Source organism: Streptomyces sp. NPDC046335, from assembly GCF_055587985.1.
Genome location: NZ_JBVJFF010000012.1, coordinates 231,330 through 258,221 on the forward strand (window position 1 = coordinate 231,330; position 26,892 = coordinate 258,221).

General features: G+C 70.5%; 29 protein-coding genes, 4 tRNA genes and 1 pseudogene. 7 read left to right on the forward strand and 27 right to left on the reverse strand.

Features of this window, described 5'->3' with window-relative positions; genetic code table 11:
- Positions 1–135 precede the first annotated feature (135 nt).
- From nusG to ACZ6JY_RS29200, 3 genes are all read right to left on the reverse strand, one after another.
- A complete protein-coding gene (gene nusG / locus ACZ6JY_RS29190; RefSeq protein ID WP_469200488.1) occupies positions 136–1,050 on the reverse strand; it encodes a transcription termination/antitermination protein NusG in 915 nt (304 codons plus the stop codon).
- A gap of 76 nt (positions 1,051–1,126) precedes the next feature.
- Positions 1,127–1,414: a preprotein translocase subunit SecE gene (secE, locus tag ACZ6JY_RS29195; protein ID WP_469200490.1), complete on the reverse strand. Its 288-nt coding sequence runs from the start codon at positions 1,412–1,414 to the stop codon at positions 1,127–1,129.
- Between the two features lie 107 nt (positions 1,415–1,521).
- Positions 1,522–1,594 (reverse strand) — tRNA-Trp (locus tag ACZ6JY_RS29200).
- 180 nt (positions 1,595–1,774) lie between these two features.
- Here ACZ6JY_RS29200 and ACZ6JY_RS29205 point away from each other — a divergent pair.
- Positions 1,775–3,001 (forward strand): pyridoxal phosphate-dependent aminotransferase, encoded by a 1,227-nt coding sequence (locus ACZ6JY_RS29205; protein WP_469200492.1) that lies wholly within the window; start codon positions 1,775–1,777, stop codon positions 2,999–3,001.
- A gap of 146 nt (positions 3,002–3,147) precedes the next feature.
- Positions 3,148–4,167 (forward strand): adenosine deaminase, encoded by a 1,020-nt coding sequence (locus tag ACZ6JY_RS29210; RefSeq protein ID WP_469200495.1) that lies wholly within the window; start codon positions 3,148–3,150, stop codon positions 4,165–4,167.
- Here ACZ6JY_RS29210 and ACZ6JY_RS29215 read toward each other — a convergent pair.
- The gene (locus ACZ6JY_RS29215) at positions 4,157–4,756 is read right to left on the reverse strand and encodes a TetR/AcrR family transcriptional regulator (protein ID WP_469200497.1); all 600 of its coding nucleotides are present in this window, start codon (positions 4,754–4,756) and stop codon (positions 4,157–4,159) included. The genes ACZ6JY_RS29210 and ACZ6JY_RS29215 overlap by 11 nt on opposite strands.
- Before the next feature lie 87 nt (positions 4,757–4,843).
- On the opposite strand from ACZ6JY_RS29215, the gene ACZ6JY_RS29220 reads away from it, so the two are divergent.
- Entirely contained in the window at positions 4,844–5,476 is a 633-nt protein-coding gene (locus ACZ6JY_RS29220) for an NAD(P)-dependent oxidoreductase (protein ID WP_469200499.1), read from the forward strand.
- Positions 5,477–5,544: 68 nt separating this feature from the next.
- Here the strand turns inward: ACZ6JY_RS29220 and ACZ6JY_RS29225 are convergent, their stop codons facing one another.
- The 8 genes from ACZ6JY_RS29225 to ACZ6JY_RS29260 form a co-directional block, all read right to left on the reverse strand.
- Positions 5,545–6,663: a UDP-N-acetylmuramate dehydrogenase gene (locus ACZ6JY_RS29225; RefSeq protein ID WP_469200826.1), complete on the reverse strand. Its 1,119-nt coding sequence runs from the start codon at positions 6,661–6,663 to the stop codon at positions 5,545–5,547.
- A gap of 102 nt (positions 6,664–6,765) precedes the next feature.
- Positions 6,766–8,208 carry an MFS transporter gene (locus ACZ6JY_RS29230; protein WP_469200502.1) on the reverse strand — a complete coding sequence of 481 codons (1,443 nt, stop codon included), beginning with the start codon at positions 8,206–8,208 and terminating at the stop codon, positions 6,766–6,768.
- 160 nt (positions 8,209–8,368) lie between these two features.
- Entirely contained in the window at positions 8,369–8,926 is a 558-nt protein-coding gene (locus tag ACZ6JY_RS29235) for a TetR/AcrR family transcriptional regulator (RefSeq protein WP_469200504.1), read from the reverse strand.
- A 171-nt stretch (positions 8,927–9,097) separates the two neighbouring features.
- On the reverse strand, positions 9,098–9,526 hold the full coding sequence (locus ACZ6JY_RS29240; RefSeq protein ID WP_469200506.1) for a MaoC family dehydratase: 429 nt from the start codon (positions 9,524–9,526) through the stop codon (positions 9,098–9,100).
- A gap of 4 nt (positions 9,527–9,530) precedes the next feature.
- The gene (locus ACZ6JY_RS29245) at positions 9,531–9,995 is read right to left on the reverse strand and encodes an FAS1-like dehydratase domain-containing protein (RefSeq protein WP_469200508.1); all 465 of its coding nucleotides are present in this window, start codon (positions 9,993–9,995) and stop codon (positions 9,531–9,533) included.
- A gap of 85 nt (positions 9,996–10,080) precedes the next feature.
- Positions 10,081–10,245: a 50S ribosomal protein L33 gene (rpmG, locus tag ACZ6JY_RS29250; protein WP_006347275.1), complete on the reverse strand. Its 165-nt coding sequence runs from the start codon at positions 10,243–10,245 to the stop codon at positions 10,081–10,083.
- Positions 10,246–10,330: 85 nt separating this feature from the next.
- A tRNA-Met gene (locus tag ACZ6JY_RS29255) sits at positions 10,331–10,403 on the reverse strand.
- 47 nt (positions 10,404–10,450) lie between these two features.
- Positions 10,451–10,523, reverse strand: a tRNA-Thr gene (locus tag ACZ6JY_RS29260).
- 277 nt (positions 10,524–10,800) lie between these two features.
- Here ACZ6JY_RS29260 and ACZ6JY_RS29265 point away from each other — a divergent pair.
- Entirely contained in the window at positions 10,801–12,102 is a 1,302-nt protein-coding gene (locus ACZ6JY_RS29265) for an amidohydrolase family protein (protein ID WP_469200510.1), read from the forward strand.
- Positions 12,103–12,202: 100 nt separating this feature from the next.
- Positions 12,203–12,859 (forward strand): SDR family oxidoreductase, encoded by a 657-nt coding sequence (locus ACZ6JY_RS29270; RefSeq protein WP_469200512.1) that lies wholly within the window; start codon positions 12,203–12,205, stop codon positions 12,857–12,859.
- A 59-nt stretch (positions 12,860–12,918) separates the two neighbouring features.
- On the opposite strand, the gene ACZ6JY_RS29275 is transcribed toward ACZ6JY_RS29270, so the two are convergent.
- The gene (locus tag ACZ6JY_RS29275; protein ID WP_469200514.1) at positions 12,919–13,131 is read right to left on the reverse strand and encodes a hypothetical protein; all 213 of its coding nucleotides are present in this window, start codon (positions 13,129–13,131) and stop codon (positions 12,919–12,921) included.
- Positions 13,132–13,265: 134 nt separating this feature from the next.
- Here ACZ6JY_RS29275 and ACZ6JY_RS29280 point away from each other — a divergent pair.
- A pseudogene (locus tag ACZ6JY_RS29280) lies at positions 13,266–13,625 on the forward strand (site-specific integrase); the annotation flags it as partial.
- Positions 13,626–13,788: 163 nt separating this feature from the next.
- Here ACZ6JY_RS29280 and ACZ6JY_RS29285 read toward each other — a convergent pair.
- Positions 13,789–13,870: transfer RNA gene (locus ACZ6JY_RS29285), tRNA-Tyr, on the reverse strand.
- 196 nt (positions 13,871–14,066) lie between these two features.
- Here ACZ6JY_RS29285 and ACZ6JY_RS29290 point away from each other — a divergent pair.
- Entirely contained in the window at positions 14,067–14,555 is a 489-nt protein-coding gene (locus tag ACZ6JY_RS29290; RefSeq protein WP_447038006.1) for a YajQ family cyclic di-GMP-binding protein, read from the forward strand.
- Between the two features lie 100 nt (positions 14,556–14,655).
- Here the strand turns inward: ACZ6JY_RS29290 and ACZ6JY_RS29295 are convergent, their stop codons facing one another.
- The 13 genes from ACZ6JY_RS29295 to ACZ6JY_RS29355 form a co-directional block, all read right to left on the reverse strand.
- Positions 14,656–14,922 (reverse strand): GlsB/YeaQ/YmgE family stress response membrane protein, encoded by a 267-nt coding sequence (locus tag ACZ6JY_RS29295; protein WP_469200516.1) that lies wholly within the window; start codon positions 14,920–14,922, stop codon positions 14,656–14,658.
- Between the two features lie 205 nt (positions 14,923–15,127).
- The gene (locus tag ACZ6JY_RS29300) at positions 15,128–15,523 is read right to left on the reverse strand and encodes a YccF domain-containing protein (protein ID WP_469200518.1); all 396 of its coding nucleotides are present in this window, start codon (positions 15,521–15,523) and stop codon (positions 15,128–15,130) included.
- The gene (gene htpX, locus ACZ6JY_RS29305) at positions 15,520–16,383 is read right to left on the reverse strand and encodes a zinc metalloprotease HtpX (protein WP_469200520.1); all 864 of its coding nucleotides are present in this window, start codon (positions 16,381–16,383) and stop codon (positions 15,520–15,522) included. The genes ACZ6JY_RS29300 and htpX overlap by 4 nt, the downstream gene beginning before the upstream one ends.
- A gap of 162 nt (positions 16,384–16,545) precedes the next feature.
- A complete protein-coding gene (locus ACZ6JY_RS29310) occupies positions 16,546–18,078 on the reverse strand; it encodes an NADH-quinone oxidoreductase subunit N (protein ID WP_469200522.1) in 1,533 nt (510 codons plus the stop codon).
- Complete coding sequence (locus tag ACZ6JY_RS29315) at positions 18,075–19,670, reverse strand: complex I subunit 4 family protein (protein WP_469200524.1); 1,596 nt, start codon at positions 19,668–19,670, stop codon at positions 18,075–18,077. Before ACZ6JY_RS29315 ends, ACZ6JY_RS29310 begins: the two co-directional genes overlap by 4 nt.
- A gap of 6 nt (positions 19,671–19,676) precedes the next feature.
- Positions 19,677–21,668, reverse strand: a complete 1,992-nt coding sequence (locus ACZ6JY_RS29320) for an NADH-quinone oxidoreductase subunit 5 family protein (protein WP_469200526.1) — start codon at positions 21,666–21,668, stop codon at positions 19,677–19,679.
- The gene (gene nuoK, locus ACZ6JY_RS29325; protein ID WP_469200528.1) at positions 21,665–22,072 is read right to left on the reverse strand and encodes an NADH-quinone oxidoreductase subunit NuoK; all 408 of its coding nucleotides are present in this window, start codon (positions 22,070–22,072) and stop codon (positions 21,665–21,667) included. The genes ACZ6JY_RS29320 and nuoK overlap by 4 nt, the downstream gene beginning before the upstream one ends.
- A complete protein-coding gene (locus tag ACZ6JY_RS29330; protein WP_469200530.1) occupies positions 22,072–22,719 on the reverse strand; it encodes an NADH-quinone oxidoreductase subunit J family protein in 648 nt (215 codons plus the stop codon). Before ACZ6JY_RS29330 ends, nuoK begins: the two co-directional genes overlap by 1 nt.
- Positions 22,716–23,333, reverse strand: coding sequence for a NuoI/complex I 23 kDa subunit family protein (locus ACZ6JY_RS29335; protein WP_469200532.1), 618 nt, complete (start codon positions 23,331–23,333; stop codon positions 22,716–22,718). The genes ACZ6JY_RS29330 and ACZ6JY_RS29335 overlap by 4 nt, the downstream gene beginning before the upstream one ends.
- Positions 23,333–24,301 (reverse strand): complex I subunit 1/NuoH family protein, encoded by a 969-nt coding sequence (locus tag ACZ6JY_RS29340; RefSeq protein ID WP_469200534.1) that lies wholly within the window; start codon positions 24,299–24,301, stop codon positions 23,333–23,335. Before ACZ6JY_RS29340 ends, ACZ6JY_RS29335 begins: the two co-directional genes overlap by 1 nt.
- Entirely contained in the window at positions 24,298–25,563 is a 1,266-nt protein-coding gene (locus ACZ6JY_RS29345) for an NADH-quinone oxidoreductase subunit C (RefSeq protein ID WP_469200536.1), read from the reverse strand. Before ACZ6JY_RS29345 ends, ACZ6JY_RS29340 begins: the two co-directional genes overlap by 4 nt.
- Entirely contained in the window at positions 25,560–26,261 is a 702-nt protein-coding gene (locus ACZ6JY_RS29350) for an NADH-quinone oxidoreductase subunit B (protein ID WP_469200538.1), read from the reverse strand. The genes ACZ6JY_RS29345 and ACZ6JY_RS29350 overlap by 4 nt, the downstream gene beginning before the upstream one ends.
- Positions 26,252–26,686, reverse strand: a complete 435-nt coding sequence (locus ACZ6JY_RS29355; RefSeq protein WP_469200828.1) for an NADH-quinone oxidoreductase subunit A — start codon at positions 26,684–26,686, stop codon at positions 26,252–26,254. The genes ACZ6JY_RS29350 and ACZ6JY_RS29355 overlap by 10 nt, the downstream gene beginning before the upstream one ends.
- Positions 26,687–26,892 lie beyond the last annotated feature (206 nt).

Sequence of the window (26,892 nt, forward strand, 5' to 3'; positions counted from 1 at the left end):
TCCGGATGGAGGCATACCGCACAACGATAACGGGTATGGTCGTGCAGCTAAAAACCGAGCAGGTCAGACGGGCTTCAGCAGCCCGTCTGACCTGGTCGGAGGCGTGTGTTCCAGAGGTAGCCGGTACCTCTTGGATCAGTTCTTCTGGATCTGGTCGAAGCTGAGCTCGACCGGGGTCTCGCGGCCGAAGATCTCGACGAGGCCCTTGACCTTCTTCGAGTCGGCGTTGATCTCGTTGATCGTCGCCTGGAGCGTCGCGAACGGGCCGTCGGTGACGGTGACCGAGTCGCCGACCTCGAAGTCGAGCACCTGGACCTCGAGCTTGCGGGCCGGAGCCGGCTTGCCCTCGGCCTCGGCGGCCTCGCGGGCGGCCTTCTCCTCGGCCTCCGGGGCGAGCATCTTGACGATCTCGTCCAGGGTCAGCGGGTACGGGTCGTAGGCGTTGCCCACGAAGCCGGTGACGCCGGGCGTGTTGCGGACGACGCCCCAGGACTCGTTCGTCAGGTCCATGCGCACCAGCACGTAGCCGGGGAGCTTGTTCTGGCGGACGGTCTTGCGCTCGCCGTTCTTGATCTGGGCGACCTCTTCCTGCGGCACCTCGGCCTGGAAGATGAAGTCCTCGACGTTGAGCGAGACGGCGCGCTGCTCGAGGTTGGTCTTCACGCGGTTCTCGTAACCGGCGTACGTGTGGATGACGTACCACTCGCCGGGGAGGGCGCGGAGCTCTTCGCGCAGGGCGACGATCGGGTCGACCGGCTCGGACGCCTCTTCGGCGGGCTCCTCGTCGGTGGCCTCCGCGTCGGCGGTCTCCGCGTCGGTGCCCTCGTCCTCGTCGGACTCCTCGGAGGTGGCCTCGTCCTCGGCGGACTCGTCAGTGGCCTCCGCGTCACCCTCCAGGTGGACGGCGGCCTCTTCGGCGGCGTCGCCAACGGCGGCGTCGGCTGCCTCGGCCTGATCCGGCTCCTCGGCGTCCGCCGCCTCGACGATGTCGAGCTCGTCCTCAGCGGACTCGACCGACTCGGTGGCGTCGTTCAGGTTCGGGTCAGACACGGTGGCTGCTTCTTCCTGGATACATGGGGTGGAACACGCGAAAGGGGCGCCGGGAACGGCGCCCTTCGCTCTCGGCTCAGCCGAAGATGTACTTGACAGCGTGGCTGAAGCCATAGTCAATCACGGTCACGAGACCGATCATGATGACGACGAAGACAATCACCACTGTGGTGTAGGTCGTGAGCTGACTGCGAGTCGGCCAGACGACCTTGCGGAGCTCCGCGATGATCTGGCGGTAGAAGAGCGCGAGACGGCCGAAGGGGCCCTTCTTGCCGCGCTTGCCGCCCTTGCGGGCCTTCCTCTGGGACTCCGCCGCCTCGTCCTGGGCATCAGGCTTGTCGATGGAGCCCACGGCGTCCGTCACTCGTCCTCACCTGATTCCGGGTCGTGGCCGTGCCGCGCCCGGTTGAGCCGCACGGCGGTGCATTGCAGTACGTACATGCGCACACATCCTGGCGAAGGAGTGTGTAGCAGGGCCGGAGGGACTTGAACCCCCAACCGCTGGTTTTGGAGACCAGTGCTCTACCAATTGAGCTACGACCCTTTGATTTCCCCCAACCTACCGCATCCGCCCATATGCACGGAGTGCGTGGAGAGGGTGCGGCCGGTGAGGGCCAACGAGCAGTGAGTGTACGTGGTCCGCGGCGCTCCGTCGAACAGAATGGATGGCGATGCTCCGGAAACCCCCGCACCGGGGCCTTTTCGGGTCTGGAACGATGGGGTCATGAGCGCTGCAACTTCTCCGACCGAGCGCCGGGTGTCCGCGCGCATCGGCGCGATCTCCGAGTCCGCGACCCTCGCCGTCGACGCCAAGGCCAAGGCCCTCAAGGCAGCCGGGCGCCCGGTGATCGGCTTCGGCGCGGGCGAGCCCGACTTCCCCACTCCGGACTACATCGTCGAGGCGGCCGTCGAGGCCTGCAAGAACCCGAAGTTCCACCGCTACACACCGGCCGGGGGCCTCCCCGAGCTGAAGGCCGCGATCGCCGCCAAGACCCTGCGCGACTCGGGGTACGAGGTGGACGCCTCGCAGATCCTGGTCACCAACGGCGGCAAGCAGGCCATCTACGAGGCGTTCGCCGCGATCCTCGACCCGGGTGACGAGGTCATCGTCCCGGCTCCCTACTGGACGACGTACCCGGAGTCGATCCGTCTCGCCGGCGGTGTCCCGGTCCCGGTCGTCGCCGACGAGACCACCGGCTACCGCGTCTCGGTCGAGCAGCTGGAGGCCGCCCGCACCGAGCGCACCAAGATGGTGCTTTTCGTCTCCCCGTCGAACCCCACGGGCGCCGTCTACAGCGAGGCCGACGCCGAGGCGATCGGCCGCTGGGCCGTCGAGCACGGCCTGTGGGTCATGACCGACGAGATCTACGAACACCTCGTCTACGGAGACGCGAAGTTCACCTCGCTCCCCGCGCTCCTCCCCGAGCTGCGCGACAAGTGCGTCGTGGTCAACGGCGTCGCCAAGACGTACGCGATGACGGGCTGGCGGGTCGGCTGGATCATCGGCCCGAAGGACGTCGTCAAGGCCGCGACGAACCTCCAGTCGCACGCCACGTCGAACGTCTCCAACGTGGCCCAGGCCGCGGCCCTCGCCGCCGTCTCCGGCGACCTGGTCGCCGTCGACAAGATGCGCGAGGCCTTCGACCGGCGCCGCAGGACCATCGTGCGGATGCTCAACGACATCGAGGGCGTGCTCTGCCCCGAGCCCGAGGGCGCCTTCTACGTCTACCCCTCGGTGAAGGGCCTGATCGGCAAGGAGATCCGCGGCAAGCGCCCGCAGGACTCCGTGGAGCTGGCCGCGCTGATCCTGGAGGAGGCCGAGGTCGCGGTGGTTCCCGGTGAGGCCTTCGGGACGCCGGGTTACCTGCGCCTTTCGTACGCGCTCGGTGACGAGGACCTCGTCGAGGGCGTCTCGCGCGTCCAGAAGCTGCTGGCCGAGGCGCGCGACTGAGGACCGACCCGCCTCGCGGGAAAACGCGCTGCACGCGCGCGTGCGGGCCGTCTCTCTCCGGAGGGGCGGCCCGTTTCTTCGTTCGGGAAGGCCACGAAGGTGGAAGCGGCTTCCGGGACCCCCCGTGCGTACGGCAAGATCCTCCAATGGAGCGTGTACGAGACGTAAGAGAGCTGCCCAAGGCCCATCTGCACCTGCACTTCACCGGGTCGATGCGGCCCGCGACCCTGCTGGACCTGGCCGACAAGTACGGGGTGCGCCTCCCGGACGCGCTGACCGGCGCCGAGCCGCCGAAGCTGCGCGCCACCGACGAGCGCGGCTGGTTCCGCTTCCAGCGGCTCTACGACGCCGCCCGCTCCTGTCTGCGCGAGCCCGATGACATCCGGCGCCTGGTGCGCGAGGCCGCCGAGGAGGATCTGCGGGACGGCTCCGGGTGGCTGGAGATCCAGGTCGACCCGACCTCGTACGCGCCGCGGCTCGGCGGTCTGATCCCGGCCCTGGAGATCATCCTGGACGCGGTCGAGAGCGCCTCGCGGGACACCGGCCTCGGTATACGCGTACTCGTCGCCGCGAACCGCATGAAGCACCCCCTGGACGCCCGCACGCTGGCACGGCTCGCGGTGCGGTACGCCGATCGCGGCATCGTCGGCTTCGGGCTCTCCAACGACGAACGCCGCGGCATGGCGCGCGACTTCGACCGGGCCTTCGCCATCGCGCGGGACGGCGGCCTCCTCGCGGCACCGCACGGCGGCGAGCTGACGGGGCCCGCTTCGGTGCGGGACTGCCTCGACGACCTGCACGCGGCGCGGATCGGGCACGGGGTGCGGGCGGCCGAGGACCCGCGGCTCCTGAAGCGGCTCGCCGACCGCGGCGTGACGTGCGAGGTCTGTCCGTCGTCCAACGTCGCCCTCGGCGTCTACGAGAAGCCCGAGGACGTGCCTCTGCGGACCCTCTTCGACGCCGGGGTGCCGATGGCGCTCGGCGCCGACGACCCGCTGCTCTTCGGGTCCCGCCTCGCCGCCCAGTACGAGCTGGCGCGCGAGCACCACGGCTTCGACGACGCCGAGCTCGCCGAGCTGGCCCGGCAGTCGGTCCGCGGCTCGGCCGCGCCCGTGGACGTACGGGAGCGGCTGCTGGCCGGGGTCGACAAGTGGCTCAGCGGCTGACACCCGCGAGGAGGGTGCGGGCGAGGGCCGCCGCGAACTCCTCGACGGGCTGCGGTGGCCGCTTGCCGATCACGGCGTCGTAGGCGAAGGCGCGCTGCGCGCAGGCGCCCAGGAGCAGCGAGGCGGCCGCGAAGGTGTCGGCGTCGGGGGCGATCCGGCCGGCGTCGCGCTCGGCACGGAGGTAGGCGTCCAGGGCCTCGATGGGGACGTGGGGTCCCTTGCCCATCTGCTGGAGCGAGTCCTCATGGCGGCGCTTGAGCTTGGTCTCGGCGTACAGGGACGCGGCGATCGGAAAGCTCTCGGCGTAGAAATCGCTGGCCAGGCACGCGATTTCCGTGAGGTTCTCCTCCACGCCGCGCTCCCCCGGCTCCTCGGTGAGGCGCTGGAGCAGCGGACCGAGCCGGGGCAGCCGCTCCTGGAGGACGCTCACGAACAGCTCCTCCTTGTTCGCGAAATGCTTGTAGAGCGCGGCTTCGGAGCAGCCGGCCGCCTTGGCGATCTCCTTGGTGGTGGCGCGGGAGAGGCCGAGGGTCAGCATCAGTTCGTGTGCCGCGTCCAGGATGCGGGCCCTGGTGGGCTTCTGCTGCATGTGCCGTCCAACCAGACTTGACGAGTGAGTGAGTACTTACCCACCCTAGGGGTGAGTGAATACTTACCCACCTGGGGAGGACGAACCATGAAGCTCACGGTGTTCGGTGCGACCGGCGGCATCGGCGGAGAGATCGTCAGGCAGGCACTCACGGCGGGGCACCAGGTCACGGCCGTGGTGCGCGACCCCGCCCGGTTCACGGCCGAGGGCGCGGAACTGGAGGTGTTCCGGGCCGACCTCAAGGATCCCGAGGCGCTTCGGGCGGCGGTGGCGGGGCGGGACGCGGTGCTCTCCGGGCTCGGTGCCCGCAAGCGCGCGGACGCCGGAGTCGCCACGGGGCTCACGCGGTCGGTCCTGGCGGCGATGGACGCCGAGGCGGTGCGCAGGGTCCTCGTGGTCAGCGCCGCCCCGGTCGGTCCCCCGGCGGAACGGCAGCCGCTGGCCGACCGGGCGATGCTCACACTGGTCGGCGCGGTCCTCAAGAGCGTCTACGACGACCTGCGGAGCATGGAGGCCGAGCTGGCCCGCAGCGCCACCGACTGGACATCGGTCCGGCCGCCGAGGCTCCAGGACAAGCCCCTGACCGGCGTCTACCGGAAGGCCGTCGGCGGCACCCCGCGCAGCGGACGCTTCATCGGCCGCGCCGATGTCGCGCACGCCATGCTGTCGATGATCGACGACCCGTCGACGGTGAAGCAGGGGGTGGGGGTGGCGTACTAGGGGTTCCTGCGTACTAAGGGTTTCTGGGACGGGGGTTCCTGACGTCTGCCCCTACAGGACGTCTACCCCTACAGGCTGACGCCCACCGTCACCGGCTCGTTGACCAGCGTGATCCCGAAGGCGTCCCGGACCCCGGTCACGACCTCGCGGGCCAGCGCCAGGAGGTCCTCGGTGGTCGCGCCGCCGCGGTTGGTGAGGGCCAGGGTGTGCTTGGTGGAGATGCGCGCCCTGCCCTCTCCGTAGCCCTTGGTGAAGCCCGCCTTGTCGATGAGCCAGGCGGCGGAGGTCTTCACGCGGCCGTCGCCCGCCGGGAAGCCGGGCGGCGTGACGTCCGGGCCGAGGCGGTCCGCCACGCGCGCGTGGAAGGCGGCGAACTGCTCCTCGGTGAGGATCGGGTTGGTGAAGAACGACCCGGCCGACCAACTGTCGTGGTCCTCGGGGTCGAGCACCATGCCCTTGCCCGCCCGCAGCTTCAGGACGGTCTCCCTGGCCACCGCCGCGGGCACGCGGTCGCCCGCCTCCACGCCGAGCGTGCGCGCCGTCTCCGGGTACTTGACGGGGGCGCTCATCCCGCCCGCGTCCTCGAGCGCGAAGCGGACCCGCAGGACCACGAAGCGGTCGGCGTCGGCCTTGAAGCGGCTGTGCCGGTAGGAGAAGTCGCAATCGGCGTTCGGAATCACGACCGTCTCGTGGGTCCGCCGGTCGTACGCGATCACTTCGGTGATCGTCGACGAGACCTCCTGGCCGTACGCGCCCACGTTCTGGATCGGCGTCGCACCGGCCGAGCCGGGGATTCCGGCCAGGCACTCGATGCCCGCGAGGCCCGCCTCGACGGTGCGTTCGACCGCGTCCGTCCAGACCTCACCGGCGGCGAGCTCCAGCTGCGTCCCGTCGAGCTCGAAGCCCTTGGTGGCGATGCGCAGGGCGGTGCCGTCGAATCCCTTGTCGCCGATGACCAGGTTCGATCCACCGCCGATGAGCAGCAGTGGCGTACCGGACGCGTCGGCTTCACGGACGGCTTCGACCACCTCGGCGTCGGTCGTCGCGGTGATCAGGCGGGTCGCGGGGCCGCCGAGACGGAAGGTCGTCAGCGGGGCGAGCGGGGCGTCATGGAGTTCCTGCACGTGCTCAAGAGTACGAGAACGGCCCCGCCGGTCCTGGCGGGGCCGTACTGGTGGCGGCCTCAGGTGGTGCTGGTGGTGGCCTCAGGCGGCACTGGTCGGCCTCAGGTGGCGCTCGTGGCTGCCTCAAGCAGCCCTGGTCGGCTTCAGGCAGCCGTGGTGGCGGTCTCAGGCGGCCAGCAGCTCGTCCTCCCGGCGCTCGGGCGCCTCCGGTGCCTGCCCGGGTGCGCCCCCGCCGCGACGCGAGGGGATGCACAGGGCGGCCACCGAGGCCAGCGCCACCGTCACGGCGCCGACCCACAGGGCGGGTTCCAGGCCGTCCACGAAGCCCTGCGGCGAGTCGAGGCTGCCCTGTGCCGAGAAGACGGAGGACATGACGGCTATGCCGAGGGCGCCGCCCACCTCGCGGAGCGCGTTGTTGGCGCCGGACGCGATGCCGTGCTCGTGCGCCGCGACGCTGGACATGACCAGGGCGGAGGCCGGAGCGAAGTACAGGGACATCCCGATGCCGCTGATGATCAGGGCAGGGAGCTGAGAGGCGTACGTGGCGTCGGACGCGACAACCGCCCCGTACCAGCCCAGGCCGACGGCCTGGAGGAACAGCCCGGCGGCGACGACCGGCCGGCCGCCGATGCGGTCGGAGAGGTAGCCCGCCAGGGGCGCGACGAGCATCGGCATGCCGGTCCAGGGCAGCATCCGCAGCCCCGCCTCCGTGGGCGAGTACCCGAGCACCCTCTGCATGTACTGGCTGAGCAGGAAGATCGAGCCGAACATGCCGAGGAACATCAGCAGGCTCGCCGCGTTGATCCCGGAGAACGCGCGGCTGCGGAAGAGGCGCATCGGCAGCATCGGCGCCTTGGCGCGCATGCCGTGGCGGACGAACCCGCCGAGCAGTGCGGTGCCCGCGATGAGCCCGGTGAGCACGGTGACGCTGCCCCAGCCGTCGAGCGGCCCGCGCACCAGGGCGTAGACGATGCCGAAGAGGCCGCCGCTGGCGAGCAGGGTGCCGGTGATGTCCAGGCGCGCTCCGGGCCCGTACGACTCGACGAGACGCAGGCGGGCCAGCGGCAGCAGGGCAAGGCCGATCGGAACGTTCAGCCAGAAGATCCAGTGCCAGGAAATGTGCTCGGTGAGGCTGCCGCCGATGAGGGGCCCGCCGGCGACCGCGAGGCCGTTGACGGCGCCCCATATCCCGTACGCCATGCCACGCCTGTCCGCCGGTACGGCCGCCGTCAGCAGGGTCAGCGTCAGCGGCATCATGATCGCGGCGCCGACACCCTGCACCGCGCGGGCGGCGATCAGCTCCTCAAGGCCGGGCGCGAGGGCCGCCGCGGCGGACGCGACAGTGAAGATCGCGAGGCCCACGGTGAACAGCTTGCGGCGGCCGAAGCGGTCGCCCAGAGCCGCGCCGAACATCAGCAGCACGGCAAAGGTGAGGGTGTAGGCGCTCACCGTCCACTCCAGGTCGTGCATACCGCCGCCGAAGTCCTCGTGGATGGACGGCAGGGCGGTGGTGACGACGAGATTGTCGAGCGCCGCCATGAATCCGGCGACGCTGGTGATGACGAGGGCCCAGACCGCTCCCCCAGGCCGTGCCGACTGCTGTGACATCGCTTCCTCTCAAAGATTAGTTATTGATGACTAACTTTCGCGCCCATAAAAAACCGCACTTCATCGCGCGCACGCCACTTCACGCGTGCATGCACGACGCCTCTTGCGCGCGCCACCTCACACGCGCACGCACGCCACCTCACGCACGCACACGCCGACCTCACCCCTTCGGCTGCGCCGAGTCGTAGAACCCTTGCCACACCCGGTGATCGGGCCGGAACCCCATCGACACCAGGACGTTGATCAGCATCCCGTACGCCAGGAAGGACGTCGCCTCATTGGCGTCCCCGCCCTGGATGAGCACGACCGTGTCGTACATCTCCATCCAGGCGGCCCGCAGCGCCTCCCCGAACTCCCGGTCACCGCCGGCCTCCGCGGAGGCCACCGCGACGTACATCTGCATCTGCATGAGCAGCATGTCCGGGTCGTCGGCGATGAGCGCCTGGTAGGCCTCCCCCGCGGCGTGGACGGCTTCCTCCGCCTCCAGCCCCTCGGCGGCCCGCCTGAAGACCTCGTTGACCTCACGGCAGCACCGCTCGGAGGCGGCGAGGAAGATGGCCTGCTTGCTCGGGAAGAGCCGGAAGAGATACGGCTGCGAGACGCCCACACGCTTGGCGATGACCTCGGTGGAGGTGCCCTTGTAGCCACCGCGGGCGAATTCGACCATCGCCGCACGGACCACGCTCTCGCGTCGCTCTTCAGCGCTCATCCTGACCATGCGAGTAAGTTAGTGGCCAATCACTAAGCAGTCAAGCCGTGAAACGAGGGAGCGTCCCAGGAGGGCCCCGCAGAGAACGCAGTAAGGGGCGCCCTCCCATGGAGAACGCCCCTTACCAACAGCCATGCGGCTGATCGCGACCGACCGTCAGGCCCGTCGTCAGGTCAGCCGTCAGGCCAGCCGTACGACCGCCCGCGACATGCCGAGGACCTTCAGGCCCGCGCTCCTCGCGAGGAGGTCGACGCGTACGCGGTTGTCGTCCAGCTTCTCCGCGACCTTGGCGCTGACCTCGACGGTGGCGCCCTGGTCGTCGTTCGGGACGATGACGGGCTTGGTGAAGCGCACGCCGTACTCCTCGATCGCGCCGGGGTCGCCCACCCAGTCGGTCACCACACGGATCGCCTCGGCCATGGTGAACATGCCGTGTGCGATGACGTCGGGGAGACCGACCTCGACCGCGAACTTCTCGTTCCAGTGGATCGGGTTGAAGTCCCCGGACGCACCCGCGTACCGCACGAGTGTGGCGCGTGTCACCGGGAAGCTCTGCGGCGGCAGTTCGGTGCCGACCTCGACGTCACCGTAGGAAATCTTCGCCGTCATGGCTTCAGGCCCCCTTTTCCGCGGGCTCCGCCGCGCGCGCGACGAGTTTGGTCCAGGCGGTCATCACATGCTCGCCGGTCTCGTCGTGGACCTCGCCGCGAATGTCGATGATCTCGTTGCCCGCGAGCGTCTTGATGTTCTCGATCGTCGACGTGACCGAAAGCCTGTCGCCCGCGCGCACCGGGCGGCTATAGGCGAACTTCTGGTCGCCGTGTACCACACGGCTGTAATCGAGCCCGAGCTGCGGGTCCTCGATAACCTGACCCGCGGCCTTGAAAGTGATCGCGAACACAAAAGTCGGCGGGGCGATCACATCGGGGTGACCGAGCGCCTCGGCGGCCTTCGCGTCGGTGTACGCGGGATTGGCGTCGCCCACCGCCTCTGCGAACTCGCGGATCTTCTCCCGGCCGACCTCATAAGGATCGGTGGGCGGATAGGACCGCCCCACGAAGGACTGGTCGAGCGCCATGGACTCGGTACCTCCTGTGGTTGGTTGAGTGAACGACACGAGGCCGCCCCCAAAATCGGGGACGGCCTCGGGTACGAGCCTGTTTTTAGCGCGTTTCGCGGTGCGCAGTGTGCGCCTTGCAACGCGGGCAGTGCTTCTTCATCTCAAGACGGTCCGGGTTGTTACGCCGGTTCTTCTTGGTGATGTAGTTCCGCTCCTTGCACTCCACGCAGGCCAGCGTGATCTTCGGGCGGACGTCGGTGGCAGCCACGTGAGTGCTCCTTGGACGGATGGACGGATGAACGCATACAAGAGTAGCCGATCGAAGGACCGACCCCACAATCGGCTACCAGTAGTAGCGGTGACCGGACTTGAACCGGTGACACAGCGATTATGAGCCGCTTGCTCTACCGACTGAGCTACACCGCTGCGATGCCTGATCACCTCGCCCGAAGGCGAGGATCACCAGACATCAGAGCCCCAATGCGGAATCGAACCGCAGACCTTCTCCTTACCATGGAGACGCTCTACCGACTGAGCTATTGGGGCGAGCGATGAAGACATTACACGGTTGGTCGCCGATCGCCCAAATCCGTTTCGCGACGGTTCTACGCGGCCATCCGGAGAGCCGTCCCAGGCGTCTCCGACCGCCTCATCCGTACCGCGTCCGGCCCCTCACACCACACCGGTACGACTATTGCGCTCCTCCTCGAAGCGGACCTGCCGCCGTCCTAGGCTCGGCACACGCTGCGTGATCTTGGCGCCCCATCGCATCCACAGCAGCCACCCGACCCCACAGCAGCCGCCCCCGAACCCCAGGAGCGCGATGCCCGACAGCCAGCCGCAGCAGCCCCACTCCTCCGGCTCCTCAGGACCGTCCGGTGCCGACCCCGCGGCCGAATCCGGTTCCCTGCTGCTCTGCGGTGCCCGGCTCACCGACGGACGCACGGTGGACGTCCGGCTCGACGGCGGACACATCGAGGCGGTCGGCACGGCCGGCAGCCTGACCGCGCACGGTTCGCGCGTGGACCTCGGCGGCTACCTCCTGCTCCCGGCCGCCGCCGAGCCGCACGCACACGGCGACACGGCGCTCTCCGCCGACGCCCCGGGCCCCGTCTCGTACGACGTCCCCGACGTGCAGCGCAGGGCCACCGAGGCGGCTCTGCTCCAACTCGGGCACGGCGCGACGGCCCTGCGGTCGCATGTGCGCATCGGCGACGTCCAGGAGCTCGGCCCGATGGAGGCCGTGCTCCAGGCCCGGCGTTCACTGCGGGGCCTCGTCGACCTGACGGCGGTCGCGGTGCCGCGGCTGCTGACCGGCGTCGCGGGGGCCGACGGGCTCTCGATGCTGCGGGACGCGGTGAAAATGGGCGCCTCCGTAGTGGGCGGTTGTCCGGATCTCGACCCCGATCCGACGGGATACGCGGAGGCGGTCCTCGAACTCGCCGCCGAGCACGGCTGCCCCGTCGACCTGCACACGGACGGCGCCGATCCCGCCCGGCTCGGACGGCTCGCCGCCATGGCGGGCGGCCTGCGCGCCGGGGTCACGGTCGGCCCCTGCGGCGGGCTGGGCCGGCTGCCCAGACAGGTGGCCTCACGCACCGCCGAGCAGCTCGCCGCGGCCGGCGTGACGGTGGTCTGCCTGCCGCAGGGCGGGTGCGCGAACTCCGAGCGGCACGGCGACGCACCGGTACGGCTGCTGCGCGCGGCGGGGGTGCGGGTCGCCGCGGGCAGCGGCTCCATGCGGGACGCGTCGAACCCCGTGGGCCGCGGTGACCCGCTGGAGGCCGCCTACCTGCTGGCCTCGCGGTACGGACTGCGCCCCGAGGAGTCCTACGACGCGGTGAGCGGGGCGGCACGGGCCGCCATGGGCCTGCCGGAGGTACGGGTGGAGGCCGGTTTCCCCGCCGAGCTGCTCGCGGTGCGGGGCGACCGTCTCGCGGGGGCGCTGTCGCTCGCGTACAGCCGGATCGTGGTGCACCGGGGGCGCGTGGTGGCGCGGACCAGCGCGGTGCGGGAGTACTGCGACTCGGCGGCGGCCGTGGCCTTGGACCTGCCGCGCCAGGGGCGCGCCCAGGGCACGGGGAACGAGCCGGGGAGGCCGAGGGGCGGAGAGGCGTCTCCTTGAAGCGCGGGGCCGGTTTTCGTCACCCTCGGGAAGAGCGGGACGCGCGCGGCGGACGTCCCGTAGACGGCGATCCCGCCCGCCCTGCCGTACGGTCGAAAGCATGCGCATTGTCATCGCTGGAGGACACGGTCAGATCGCGCTGCGGCTGGAGCGGCTGCTCGCCGCGCGCGGTGACGAGGTCGCCGGGCTGATCCGCGACGCCAGGCAGGGAGACGACCTCCGCGCGGCCGGCGCCGAACCGGTGCTGTGCGACCTGGAGTCGGCCTCGGTCGACGAGGTCGCCGACCGGCTGCGCGGGGCCGATGCGGCCGTTTTCGCGGCGGGCGCGGGTCCGGGCAGCGGCGTCGACCGCAAGGACACCGTGGACCGCGGGGCCGCCGTGCTCTTCGCGGACGCGGCAGAACGCGCGGGCGTACGGCGGTACGTCGTCGTCTCGTCCATGGGCGCCGACCCGGCGCACCAGGGCGACGAGGTCTTCGACGCCTATCTGAGGGCCAAGGGCGAGGCGGACGCCAACGTACGCGCGCGTGCCGGTCTCGACTGGACGATCCTGCGTCCCGGGATGCTGACGGACGACGCGGGCACGGGCCTGGTGCGTCTGGAGGCGTCGACCGGGCGCGGACCCGTCCCGCGGGACGATGTCGCCGCGGTGCTCGCGGAGCTCCTGGAGACGTCGGCGACGGCTGGCCTGACGCTGGAGCTGGTGAGCGGTTCGGTGCCGGTGTCGGTGGCGGTCAAGTCGGTCGCGGGCAACTGAGGCGCTCCGGGACGGGAGGCTCGCGTCACAGCGGGCGTCAGAAGGCGCCCTGAGGGCCCTCAGAAGAGCGGGAGCTGTCCCGGGGCATCCGGGACGGTGTAGCCGTCCAGAGCGGGCTGCGCGGCCCCCAGCGGCGCCTGCCTGCGGGAGCCCGGGCAGGAGATCAGCTCGCCCGAGGCGCGCGGCCCCGCCGGATCATGACGGGCGAACCGCCCGCCGACCACGGCGATCTGACGGCGGCACTCCGGGCAGTTCCTGCGACGGGACGACATGTGATCAGTGTGCCTGCGGAGGAGCGCCCGGGGCTCATCGCATGCGCGCATCCCGCCGCGATCGGAGCCCGCCTCGCGTCGAGCATCGCCTCGCGTCTCGTCTCCTTCCGGGGCGAGAAACGGACGCCGTTGCGGATCTGGTTGCACTGCTCCGGTGGCACGTCACGGCGTACGGGGTGGCACCCGACGGCCGCCTGTTCCGCACCCTGCGTGGCGGCATCGTGCAGGACACCGGTTACGGGGAGGTCTGGGCCGAGGCCCGTCGGCGTGCGCTGGCTCCGAGGCAGTACGCCTCGCCGCTGGCCAAGCGCCCGTATGACCTTCGTCACGCTGCGGTGTCCACGTGGCTCAGTTCGGGAGTGGAGCCGCAGGTTGTGGCGCAGCGAGCCGGGCACAGCGTGGCCGTGCTGTTCCGCGTCTACGCGAAATGCCTGGATGGCGCGGCGGCCACGGCGAACGCACGGATCGAGGCCACGCTGAACGACCACCGGTAGCCGTGGGGCTGCCCCACGACTGCCCCACAAACGCTGGTCAGCACGCGAATCAGGGTGAGACACAGTGGGGCATTGCACGTAAAGCGGCCACCCTTGCCAAGTGGGTATGAAGAAACCCCCTCCGCCCTGCGTTTCCGCAGTTCGGAGGGGGATTACCTTCATGTGGCGGCGCCAGGATTCGAACCTGGGAAGGCTGAGCCGGCAGATTTACAGTCTGCTCCCTTTGGCCGCTCGGGCACACCGCCGGGTTTGCTGCCTTGCTCCGCTTTCGCGGGGCTCCGTGGCAACGACGTAAACGATACCTGATGGACAGGGGTGCTTCGCCACCCGATTGATCAGCGCCCCGCGCGGGGGCTGTGACTAGGCTTTGCGGATGCGGCCAGCGTCAGGCGGCCGTATATCCGCTGAGTACGCAGACCCCGATACAAGGAGCCACAGGACATGGCCGACTCCAGTTTCGACATCGTCTCGAAGGTCGAGCGGCAGGAGGTCGACAACGCCCTCAACCAGGCCGCCAAGGAAATCTCGCAGCGCTACGACTTCAAGGGCACCGGTGCCTCGATCTCGTGGTCCGGGGAGAAGATCCTGATGGAGGCGAACGGCGAGGAGCGGGTCAAGGCGATCCTCGACATCTTCCAGTCCAAGCTGATCAAGCGCGGCATCTCGCTGAAGTCGCTGGACGCGGGCGAGCCGCAGCTGTCCGGCAAGGAGTACAAGATCTTCGCGTCGATCGAAGAGGGCATCTCCCAGGAGAACGCCAAGAAGGTCGCCAAGATCATCCGCGATGAGGGCCCGAAGGGCGTCAAGGCGCAGGTCCAGGGCGACGAGCTGCGGGTCAGCTCGAAGAGCCGCGACGACCTTCAGGCCGTACAGGCGCTCCTCAAGGGGCAGGACTTCGACTTCGCCCTGCAGTACGTCAACTACCGGTAGTCAACGGGCCACCAGTAAGCCAGTCGTACGATGACGGAGGGCGGGCACCCGGATCGGGTACCCGCCCTTGCTGCTGGCCGCAGTCGGGGAAAATCCTTGCTCAGCGGCGTGAGTGGCCGAAGAGGATGCGGTAGCCGACCAGCAGTACGAGCGAGCCGCCGATGGCCGCCGCCCACGTCGCGCCGTCGTAGAAGTGGCTCTCGATCGGGCGGTCGAGGTAGCGGGCGGAGAGCCAGCCGCCGATGAAGGCGCCCGCGATGCCGATGACGGTGGTGCCGATGAACCCGCCCGGGTCACGTCCGGGCAGCAGCAGTTTGGCGGCGGCGCCTGCGAGCAGCCCCAGAACGATCCAACTGACGATGCCCATACGGTGACCTGCCTTTCCCGCGCGATGAGCTTTTGTGCGCTGTTGTCCTGTAGGACGTCAGTACGTACGAACGCGGTTGCGGTGATCCGTGAGGTGCAGGACACACGTCAGCCGGGCTCCGGCGGGGTGCGCTCGGGGCTCCGGCTGTTCTGGTGCGTTTCTGGGCGTCGTGCCTGGTGGCTGGCGCGCCCAGTGGCGGTCGTGCCTAGTGGCGCGCGGCGAACGGCTGGTCCGTGCGGACGATGTCGCGGCCGAGCGGCAGCAGCGAGACCGGGATCAGCTTGAAGTTGGCGATGCCCAGGGGGATGCCGATGATCGTGACGCAGAGCAGCGCGCCGGTGACGATGTGGCCGATCGCGAGCCACCAGCCCGCGAGGACCAGCCACAGGACGTTGCCCACGCAGGAGGGCGCGCCCGCGTCGCGACGCTCGACCGTCGTGTAGCCGAAGGGCCACAGGGCATAGCGCCCGATGCGGAAGCTCGCCACGCCGAAGGGGATGCCGATGATCGTGACGCAGAGCAGGGCGCCCGCGAGGAGGTAGGCCAGGAACATCCAGAAGCCGCACAGGACGAGCCATATGACGTTGAGGATTGTCTTCACTGGTTGCGACCTGCCATCTGCTCGAGTCGGGCGATGCGCTCCGCCATGGGGGGGTGCGTCGAGAACATTTTGGACATGCCCTGTCCCGGGCGGAAGGGGTTGGCGATCATCATGTGACTCGCCGTCTCGAGACGCGGCTCCGGCGGCAGCGGCAGCTGCTTCGTCCCCGCGTCGAGTTTCCGCAGGGCGCTGGCGAGGGCCAGCGGGTCGCCGGTCAGCTGCGCCCCGGACGTATCGGCCTCGTACTCCCTGGAACGGCTGATCGCGAGCTGGATGATGGAGGCCGCCAGCGGGCCGAGCAGCATGATCAGGAGCATGCCGAAGATACCGGGGCCGTCGTTGTCGTTCGAGCGGCCTACCGGGATCAGCCAGGCGAAGTTGACCAAGAACATGATCACGGAGGCGAGGGCGCCCGCGACCGAGGAGATCAGGATGTCGCGGTTGTAGACATGGCTGAGCTCGTGGCCGATGACGCCGCGCAGCTCGCGCTCGTCCAGGAGGCGGAGGATGCCGTCCGTGCAGCACACGGCGGCGTTGCGCGGATTGCGGCCGGTCGCGAAGGCGTTCGGGGCCTCGGTGGGCGAGATGTACAGGCGGGGCATGGGCTGACGGGCCTGGGTGGAGAGCTCGCGGACCATGCGGTACAGCTCGGGGGCCTCGAATTCGCTGACCGGGCGGGCGCGCATCGCGCGCAGGGCCAGCTTGTCGCTGTTCCAGTAGGCGTACGCGTTGGTGCCGAGCGCCACGAAGAGCGCGACGAGCAGTCCCGTACGCCCGAAGAAACTGCCGATGACGAGGATGAGCGCGGACAGTCCCCCGAGGAGTACGGCGGTCTTCAACCCGTTGTGCCGGCGGTGCACGGTACGCCCTCCTGGTGGTGCGTGGGGGAACCCTCTGCTGACTGGTGCTTCCACTGTTCAGTGGACCCTCCCGTACTGGTCAACGCCAGGCGGGGAGCACTAGTTCCCTTGTGCGCGCAGGAGCGCCGTGGGCCGCGCGGGTGACGGCCGCGCGGGGCCGCGTCAGAACAGACCCGTGTCCGAGAACCTCAGGACGAGCTGCGGCGCCCCGGAGAGCGCGACACCGAGGACCGCGGTCACGGCGATGGCCGCCGTGAGGGGTGCGGGGACGCGGTGCTTCACCGGCTCGCCCTCGGGGGCGCGGAAGAGCAGCGCTGTCCACTGGAGGTAGTAGAAGAGCGCGATCACCACGTTCACCGCCATCACCACGGCGAGCCAGCCGAGACCCGCGTCGACCGCGGCCGAGAAGACCGTGACCTTCGCGAAGAGGCCGATGATGCCGGGCGGCAGGCCGGCGAGGCAGAGCAGGAAGAAGCCGAGGACGAGGGCGGCGAGCGGGCTGCGCGCGTACAGACCGCGGTAGTCGCTGACGCGGTTCATCCGCTGGGTGCGGCCGACGAGCGCGGCCACGGCGAAGGCCCCGAGGTTCACCGCCGCGTACATCAGGGCGTACGCCACGGTGGAGCCGATCGCCCGCTCGGCGTCGGCGGGTTCGTCGGCGTATCCGGCGGCGGCGATCGGCACCAGGAGGTAGCCGGCCTGGCCCACGGAGGACCAGGCGAGGAGGCGGACCGCGCTGTACGCGCGCGTGATCCGCTGGCGCAGGGCCGCGACGTTGCCCGCGGTCATGGTGAGCGCGGCGAGGACGGCGAGCGCGGGGCCCCAGACGTCCGCGTACGAGGGGAAGGCGACGACGGTGATGAGGATGAGCCCGGTGAAGCCGACGGCCTTGCCCACGACGGAGAGGTACGCGGCGACCGGCAAAGGCGCGCCTACATAGGTGTCGGGTACCCAGAAGTGGAAGGGGACGGCGGCCACCTTGAAGGCGAAGCCGACCAGGGTCAGGGCGACGCCGGTCTGGGCGAGCGTGTGCAGTTGCCCGTCGACGTTCTCCAGCTCGACGGCGATCTTCGTAAGGTGCAGGGTGCCGGTCGCCGCGTACACGAAGCTGACGCCCAGCAGGCTCACGGCGGTCGCGGTGACCGAGGAGAGGAAGAACTTCAGGGCCGCTTCGGAGGAGCGCTTGTCGCCGTACTTGAGGCCCACGAGGGCGAAGGCGGGCAGGGAGGCGACCTCCAGGGCGACGATGAGCGTCGCGAGGTCCCTGGACGCGGGCAGCAGGGCGGCGCCCGCCGCGGAGGAGAGCAGCAGGAACCAGTACTCCCCCGCGGGCAGTTCCTTCCCGGAGTCCTTGAGGGTGCTCATGGAGAGCAGCGCGGCCAGGAGGGCGCCGCCGAGGACGAGGAGCTGGATGACGAGGGTGAAGCGGTCGGCGGTGTAGCTGCACGCGTGCGTGCCGCCGCCGGTCAGGCAGAAGGTCGAGCGGTCGTCGTTCAGGAGGGGCAGCAGGGCGAGCGCCGCCGCGGCGAGCCCGGCCACGGAGACCCAGCCGAGCAGCGCCTTCTTGGCGTCGGCCAAGAAGAGGTCGGCGACGAGCACGACGAGGCCGACGACCGCCGCGATGGTGGGCGGCGCGATCGCGAGCCAGTCGACGGACTGGACGAGGCTTGCGGCGCTTTCGGCGGCCACGGTCACGACTTGCCTCCAGTGAGGAGCTTCTGCACGGCCGGGTCGGTCAGGCCGAGGAGTGCCGCGGGCCAGAGTCCGGCGAGGACAGTGAGGGCGACGAGCGGGGTCCAGGCGGCGTACTCGTAGCCGTGGACGTCGGCGAGCGCCTTGGGCTCGGGCTCGGGCTCGGCGGTGGCCTGCGGCATCGGGCCCATGCAGACACGGCGTACGACGATGAGCATGTACGCGGCGGTGAGCAGCGTGCCGATGGCGGCGATCGCCATGAATGTGAGGAAGGCCGGGCGGCTCAGGTCGTCGGCGGGCTCGAACGCGCCGAACAGCGCCAGCATCTCGCCCCAGAACCCGGCGAGGCCCGGCAGGCCGAGGGAGGCGACGGCGCCGAAGGCGAGCAGACCGCCGAAGCGGGGCGCCTTGCCGTAGAGGGCGGCGCCCGACTCCTTCGCGAGGGCGTCGAGGTCGGTGGTGCCGGTGCGGTCCTTCAACGCGCCGACGAGGAAGAAGAGCAGGCCGGTGATGAGGCCGTGGGCGATGTTGGCGAACAGCGCGCCGTTCACGCCGGTCGGGCTCATCGTCGCGATGCCGAGCAGGACGAAGCCCATGTGGCCCACGGACGAGTAGGCGATGAGGCGCTTGAGGTCGCCCTTCGCGCCCTGCCTGGCGAGGGCGAGGCAGGCGAGGGATCCGTAGATGATCCCGACGACCGCGAGGGCCGCGAGGTACGGCGCGAACTCCCGCATGCCGTCAGGGGCGATGGGGAGAACGATCCGGACGAACCCGTACGTACCCATCTTCAGCATCACGCCGGCCAGCAGGACCGAGCCGACCGTCGGCGCGGCGGTGTGTGCGTCCGGCAGCCAGCTGTGCAGCGGCCACATCGGCGTCTTGACCGCGAGCCCGATCCCGATCGCCAGAACGGCGATGACCTGCACGGATGTGCTCAGTCCCCGGCCGTTGTCAGTGGCGAGTGCCACCATGTCGAAAGTGCCGGACCTGAGCCCGATGAGGAGCAGGCCCAGCAGCATGACGACGGAGCCGAGCAGCGTGTAGAGGATGAACTTCCAAGCCGCCCGGGTCCGTTGCTCGCCGCCCCAGCGGGCGATGAGGAAGTACATCGGGATGAGCACCATCTCGAACGCCAGGAAGAACAGCAGCAGGTCGAGGACGGCGAAGGTCGCGAGGGTGCCGGACTCGAGCACGAGGATCAGTGCGACGAACGCCTTGGGGGACGGGCCCGCGGGCGGCTTGAAGTAGGAGTAGAGCGCGCAGAGGAAGGTCAGCAGCGCGGTCAGGACCAGAAGGGGGAGCGAGATGCCGTCGATGCCGAGGTGGATGCGCACGTCGAGTGCGGGAATCCAGCTGATGTCGGTCGTGGCCTGCATCTTCGACGGATGGTCGTGGTGGAAGCCGAGCGCGAGGACGATCGCGGCGAGCAGGATCACGCCGGTCACGGTCACTCCGTGGCGCAGCACGGACTGGTCGGGTGACTTCCCCTTCAGTCCGGGCGGGGCCGGGAGGAGAGCGGCCACCGCGCCGATGAGCGGGCCGACGACGATCAACGCCAGAAGAAACTGCATCACGGACTCACTGATACCGATCACGGCTGCTCACGCTCCGGCGGTGGCGACGAGGACGGCGGCGACGGCCAGGACGACCGTGCCTGCGAGCAGCGCGCTCAGATAGGTCTGCACGTTGCCGGTCTGCGCGCGACGGACGGCCGCGCCCAGCCAGCGGGGTGCGGTGCCCGCGCCGCGCACGTACGTGTCGACGACCTCGCGGTCGAGGAAGCGCACGAGGCGTGCGGCGGCCTGGACGGGGCGGACGAACAGGGCGGTGTAGACGGCGTCGAGCCGGAAGCCCGCGGCGGCGTGGCGGTGCAGGGGGCCGAGCAGCAGCCGGCCGGGGTCGGCCGGGTCTTCGGCCGAGGCCACGTCTCCGTAGGCGGGACGGTGGGTGGCGATGGCCTCCGCCTCGACCACTCCGCCGTCACCGCCCGGGCTCGCGGCCACCGCGCCCATCGGGACGCGCGCGGCGAGCGCGGTGGTGTGCCGCCAGGCGCCATAGGTGACGAGGGCCCCGACGAGCGCGAGGCCCGTGCCGAGGACGGAGGTCGTCAGTGTCGGCGTGAGTGAGTGGCCGTCGAACCAGTCCGGCAGGACACCGACGGTGAGACCGAACGCGAGGGAGGGCACGGCGAGGACCCAGAGCACGGCCGTCATCGCGACGGGCTGCCTGCCGTGGTCGGGGGCTTCGGTTCCCCTGCCGTGGAAGGCGAGCAGCCACAGGCGCGTCGCGTACGCGGCGGTGAGGAGGGCGGCCAGCAGGCCGGCGACGAGCACGATCCAGCCCGCGGCGGTGGGCACGGCGGCGTGGCCCGTGGCCGTGTGCTCGGCGGCGCCGAGCACCGCCTCCTTGGAGAAGAAGCCGCTGAAAGGCGGGATCGCGGCGAGCGCGAGGAGCGCCACGGTCATCGTCCAGTAGGCGTCGGGGACGCGGTCGCGCAGGCCCTTCATGCGGGACATGGCGGCCAGCGAGTTGGTGCCGGCGGCGTGGATGATCACGCCCGCGGCGAGGAACAGCAGCGCCTTGAAGGCGCCGTGGGACAGGAGGTGGAAGACGGCGGCACCGCGGTCGCCGACAGCGAGGGCACCGGTCATGTAGCCGAGCTGGCCGATCGTCGAGTAGGCGAGGACGCGCTTGATGTCGTCCTGGGCGAGCGCGGCGAGGGCCGAACCGGCCATGGTGACGGCGGCCATGACGGCGAGGACGACCAGGGCCGCGCCGGAGGTGGCGAAGACGGGGAGGAGCCGGGCCACGAAGTAGACACCCGCGGCGACCATCGTCGCGGCGTGGATCAGCGCGGAGACGGGCGTGGGGCCCGCCATCGCGTCGGGCAGCCAGGTGTGCAGCGGGAACTGCGCGGACTTGCCCGCCACGCCCGCGAGCAGCAGCAGGGCGATCAGCGTGGGGTGGTCGAGGCCACCGTCCGCGACCCTCGCGAGGATCGTCGTGACGCGGAAGGAGCCGGTGTCCGCGGCCAGGGCGAACAGGCCGATCAGGAAGGGGACGTCGCCGAGCTTGGTGACCAGGAAGGCCTTCAGGGAGGCGGCGCGCGCCTCGGGAGTCTCCCAGTAGTGGCCGACGAGGAAGTACGAGCAGATGCCCATGATCTCCCAGCCGACCAGGAGCACCATCAGGTCGCCGGAGTAGACGACGAGCAGCATCGCGGAGGTGAAGAGGGAGACGAGAGCGGCGTACGAGGGGTAGCGCGGGTCCTCGCGCAGGTAGCCCGTCGAGTAGATCTGCACGCAGGAGGCGACGACGCCGACCAGTACGGCGACGAGGGCGGCGAAGCCGTCGATGTGCAGGGCGAGTTCGACGGGGACCGAGCCGGTCGGGGTGAGCTCGGTGGCGGCGTCGACGGACCGGCCACCGCCCTGACGGACGGCCACGAGCACGGCGAGCAGCAGAGCCGTCAGCGTGGGCAGGACCGCGAGGGGGCGTACGAGTCCGGGGACCCGGCGGCCGAGCAGCAGGCCGGCCGCCGCGCCGAGGAACGGGAGGAGCGGAACGAGGACGGCGAGGGTGGTCGTGGTCACGCGGTGGCCTCAGCCTTCTGCGTCTGCTGTGACTGCTGCGGCTCCTGTGACTCCTGCCGCTCCTGCGGCTCCTGGTCCTCGGTGGACTCGGTGGACTCGGCGGTGTCGCGGAGTTCGTCGACGGCGGAGCTGCCGCGGTTGCGGTAGACGGCGAGGACGATCGCCAGGCCGATGCCGATCTCGGCGGCAGCGATGGCGATGGTGAACAGGGTCAGGGCCTGGCCGGCGTGGAGGGAGTCGCGGAGCCAGACGTCGAAGGCGACGAGGTTGAGATTGACGGCGTTGAGCATCAGCTCGACGGACATCAGGACCAGGATCGCGTTGCGGCGGGCGAGGACGCCGTAGACGCCGACGCAGAAGAGGAGGACGGCCAGGACGGCGGGATAGGCGAGGTGGAGGTGCATCAGCGGTCACCCTCCGGGGTCGACGGGTCCTCGGCGGGGGTCGCGGCGGGGTTGGCTGCGGGCTTCGCGGTGGTGTCCTCGGCGGGCTTCTTGCGGGAGAGGACGATGGCGCCGATCAGGGCCGCGAGGAGGAGTACCGAGAGCGCCTCGAAGGGGAGCACCCAGTGCCGGAAGAGGACCGAGCCTGTCACGTCGGTGGAGCCCTGGGCGGCGCCGTCCAGGTCGATCACCGTGGTGCGGAACGCGTCCACCACGACCCAGACAAGGGCGGCGGCTGCGACGAGGGCGACGGCGAACGCGATCGGCCGGTTGCGTGAGTCGGCGTCCGGGGAGCGGCCGATGGGCGCCCTGGTGAGCATCAGCCCGAAGAGGAGGAGAACGACGACGGAACCCACGTAGATGAGGACCTGCACCCAGGCGATGAACTCCGCGGTGAGCAGGAGGTACTCGACGGCGAGACCGCCGAGCGCCACCACGAGCCACAGCGCGGCGTGCACGAGCTGGCGGGTGGTGACGGTGATGACCGCCGCGCCGAGGGTGACGAGGCCGACGAGGAGGAAGGCGATCTCTACGCCGGTCGGGGAGAGGAAACCGTGGCTCTCCGAGGTCGCGGCGGCTGTCGCCACGGTGGCTGCTGCGGAGCTCACGACTCCCCTTCCTGCGGCTCGGACTGGGGCTTGGGCTCGGGCTGCGGCTTGGGCTCGGGCTGCGGTGCCGTCTCGGGCTGCGGTGCTGTCTCGGTGGCTGCCAGCTTTTCGGCGGTCTTGCGGGCGGCGGCGAGTTCCTTCGGGTCCTCGGCGCCGGGGTCGAGGGCCGGCGGCTCAGGGACCGTCCACATCCACTCGCGGAGCTTGTCGCGCTCGTGGGTGAGTTCGTGGATGTCGGTCTCGGCGTACTCGAACTCCGGCGACCAGAAGAGGGCGTCGAAGGGGCAGACCTCGATGCAGATGCCGCAGTACATGCAGAGGGCGAAGTCGATGGCGAAGCGGTCGAGGACGTTGCGGCTGCGCTCGCGTCCGCCGGGGGCGGCGGGCGGCACCGTCTCCTTGTGGGAGTCGATGTAGATGCACCAGTCGGGGCATTCGCGGGCGCACAGCATGCAGACCGTGCAGTTCTCCTCGAAGAGGCCGATGACGCCACGGGTGCGGGGCGGGAGTTCGGGCTGGGCCTCGGGGTACTGCTCGGTGACGGTCTTCTTCGTCATCGTGCGGAGGGTGACGGCGAGGCCCTTGGCGAGGCCTGACCCTGGGATCGGGGGCATCAGTTGATCGCCACCTTCACGATGCCGGTGAGCGCGATCTGCGCGAGGGCGAGGGGAATGAGCATGGTCCAGGCGAGCTTCTGGAGCTGGTCCTCGCGGAGACGGGGGTAGGACACGCGCAGCCAGATCACGACGAAGGCGAGGACGGCCGTCTTGAGCAGGGTCCAGACCCAGCCGAGCCCTTCGTCACCCCACGGGCCGTGCCAGCCGCCCAGGAACAGGACGGTGGTCAGACCGCACAGGACGACGATCCCGGCGTACTCGGCGAGGAGGAAGAGGGCGAAGCGGAGCCCGGTGTACTCGGTGTAGGCACCGAAGATGATCTCGGAGTCGGCGACCGGCATGTCGAAGGGCGGGCGCTGGAGTTCGGCGAGGCCCGCGACGAAGAAGACGAGGGCGCCGACGATCTGCCAGGGCAGCCACCACCACTCGAAGGCGTCGACGATGCCGGGCAGGGAGACCGTGCCCGCCGCCATCGCGACCGAGGCGGCGGCGAGCAGCATCGGGAGTTCGTAGGCGAGGAGCTGAGCGGCGGTGCGGAGGCCGCCGAGGAGGGAGAACTTGTTGGCGCTGGCCCAGCCCGCCATGAGCGAGCCGAGTACGCCGATGCCCATGACCGCGAGCACGAAGAAGATCCCCGCGTCGACGACTTCGCCGACCGCGCCCTCGCCGGGGCCGATCGGGATCGCGATCAGTACGAGGAGGTAGGGCAGGAGGGCGATCGCGGGGGCCAGCTGGAAGATGCGGCGGTCCGCCGCCGCCGGGACGACGTCTTCCTTCTGGGCGAACTTGACTCCGTCCGCGACGAGTTGGGCCCAGCCGTGGAAGCCGCCCGCGTGCATGGGTCCGAGGCGGCCCTGCATATGGGCCATCACCTTGTGCTCGGTCTGGCCGACGACGAGGGGCAGGACGAGGAACACCGCGAAGACGATGACGAGGCGCAGGGCGACGTCGAGGGCGTCGTTCACTCGGTGCCTCCGGCGTCTCGGGTGTCCCGGGTGTCTCGGGCGTTTCGGGCGTCTGCGGGGTTCGTCGTGGGCTCGGGCTTCGGGGCGGGCTCGGGCTCCGTCGTCGACTCGGGCTCCGTCGTGGGCTCGGGCTCCGCGGCGGCTTCGGGCGGGTCGGTGGCTTGGGGCGGGTCGGTGGCTTGGGGCTCGCCGGTGGCTTCGGGCCGTTCCGGCTTCGGCTGCTCCGAGGCGTCGAACGCCGGGCGGGCGTGGTGCCAGGGGGCGTCGGAGCTGCGCGGGGCGGCGGGCTTCGCCTCAGCCGGAGCCACGGCTTCCGGCGAAGCCGCAGCCTCGGGTGGAGCCACAGCCTCAGCCGGAGCAGCCGCCTCCGGCGAAGCCACCGGTTCCGGCGAAGCCCCAGCCGCAGCCTCCGGCGAAGCCGCGGCCTCGCCCGGAGTCGGGCCTCCGGCCTGTGGCCGTTGGGAAGCCGAGCCCTGGCTCACGCTGCGTGAACGCCTCGGGGGGCGGGTCGGGGCCTCCGGCTCGCCGGGGGTCACTGCGGCGTCATCGGCCGGTGGCGTCGGCGCGGCCTGGCTGGCAGAGCCCTGGCTCACGCTTCGGCTCCGCCGCACGGGACGTTCGCCACCGGCAGCCGTGCCCGCACGCCCCGCCGCGCCCGCGCGCCCCGCCCCCCGCGCCGGACGCGCCGGAGCCGGTGGGAGCTGGCCCTTGAGGGGGCCCCACTCGTTGGGGTCGGGTACGCCGGGGGGCAGCATCTGGCGGCGCTTGGGGCCGCCGTGTTCGGACTCGCCCGGCTCCTTGGCGCCCGGCCAGGCCTTGGCCACGCGTGCGGCGAGTACGAAGTCCTTGCGCAGCGGGTGGCCCTCAAAGCTCTCCGGGAGCAGCAGCGGGGTCAGACCCGGGTGGCCCTCGAACGTCACGCCGAACATCTCGTGGGTCTCCCGCTCGTGCCACGCGGCGCCCGCGTAGACGTCGACCGCGGAGGGGAGCAGCGGGGCCTCGTGCGCGACCGTCGTACGGAGCAGGAGACGTCGTACCGGAGAGAGCGCCACGACGTGGGCGCAGATCCGAAAGCCCGCGCCCGGCTCGTCGACCGCGCTCAGCCAGTCGAAGTACGTGCAGGCCAGCGTGGTGCGGGCGGTATCGAGGGCGGTGAGCCACTGTGCCGGGGGCACGTCGACGGTCAGGACGTCGTACGACTCCTCGGCCGTGGCCTCCGTACCGAAGAGCTCCTCGACGGGGCTCGGCAGCCAGCCGGTCACCGGTCGCCCTCCCCCGTCTTCGGAGCCGGGGAGACCTCGGCCGCCGGAGCCGCCGAGCCGGAAGCCGCCGCCGGGCCGGAAGCCGCGCCCGGAGCCGCCGGGGCCGGAGCCGGAGCCGGTGGTCCCTGGACCAGGCCGCTCCGCAGTGCCGCCGCGGAAGGGCGGCCACCGTTCCCGTACCGCTCCCCGAGCGACTCGTTCGCGATCTTCTCCTGGAGCTTGAGGATGCCCTGGAGCAGCGCTTCGGGGCGGGGCGGGCAGCCGGGGACGTAGACGTCGACCGGGATGATCTGGTCGACGCCCTTGGTGACGGAGTAGGAGTCCCAGTAGGGGCCGCCGCAGTTGGAGCAGGCGCCGAAGGAGATGACGTACTTCGGCTCGGGCATCTGCTCGTACAGGCGCTTCACCGCGGGCGCCATCTTGTCCGTGACGGTGCCGGAGACGACCATCAGGTCGGCCTGGCGCGGCCCCGGCGCGAACGGGATCACGCCGAGCCGGATGAAGTCGTGGCGCGCCATGGAGGCGGCGATGAACTCGATGGCGCAGCAGGCGAGGCCGAAGTTGAAGACCCAGAGGGAGTAGCGGCGGCCCCAGTTGAGGACCACCTTCATCGGCTCGGGGGCGAGGCGGGAGAGCACCCCCAGCCGCTTCGGCTCCGGAAGGTCCACAGGTGCGGAGGGATCAGGGGTCACGTCCACGTCAGGACGCCCTTCTTGTATGCGTACAGCAGGCCCACGGCGAGGAAGCCGAGGAAGATGAACATTTCCACGAGCGTCGTCGCGCCGTAGCCGGGCGCGGCGAAGACCGTCGCCCAGGGGAAGAGGAAGATCGAGTCGACGGCGAAGATCACGTAGAGGAAGGCGTAGACGTAGTAGCGGACCTGGGTGTGGGCCCAGCCCTCGCCGACGGGGTCGACGCCGCACTCGTACGTCAGGAGCTTCTCCGGGGTCGGTACCACCGGGCGGAGCAGCCGCCCCGCGCCGAAGGCGACGGCGACGAACAGCACGCCCACGAGGGCGAGCAGCCCGACGACGGAGTACGACTGGTAGTAGCTCGCCGAGACGTTGATCTGGTCGTAGGCCGCCGCGACGCTCGTCCGGTCGTAGGCCGCCGAGACGTTCATCGGGTCATAGCCCGTCGCGACGTTCATCGGGTCGTAGCCCGCCGCGACGCTCGTCTTGTCGTAGCCCGTCGCGGCGCTCGTCTGGTGGTAGCTCGCCGCGGCGTTCGTCACGTGCACGTCAGCCCCTCACTCCCTGACCGCCCTTGATGCCGATCGCGTCCACTCGCCGACCGCCCTTGTCCGATGCCGTGCGCGTCCACTCGCCG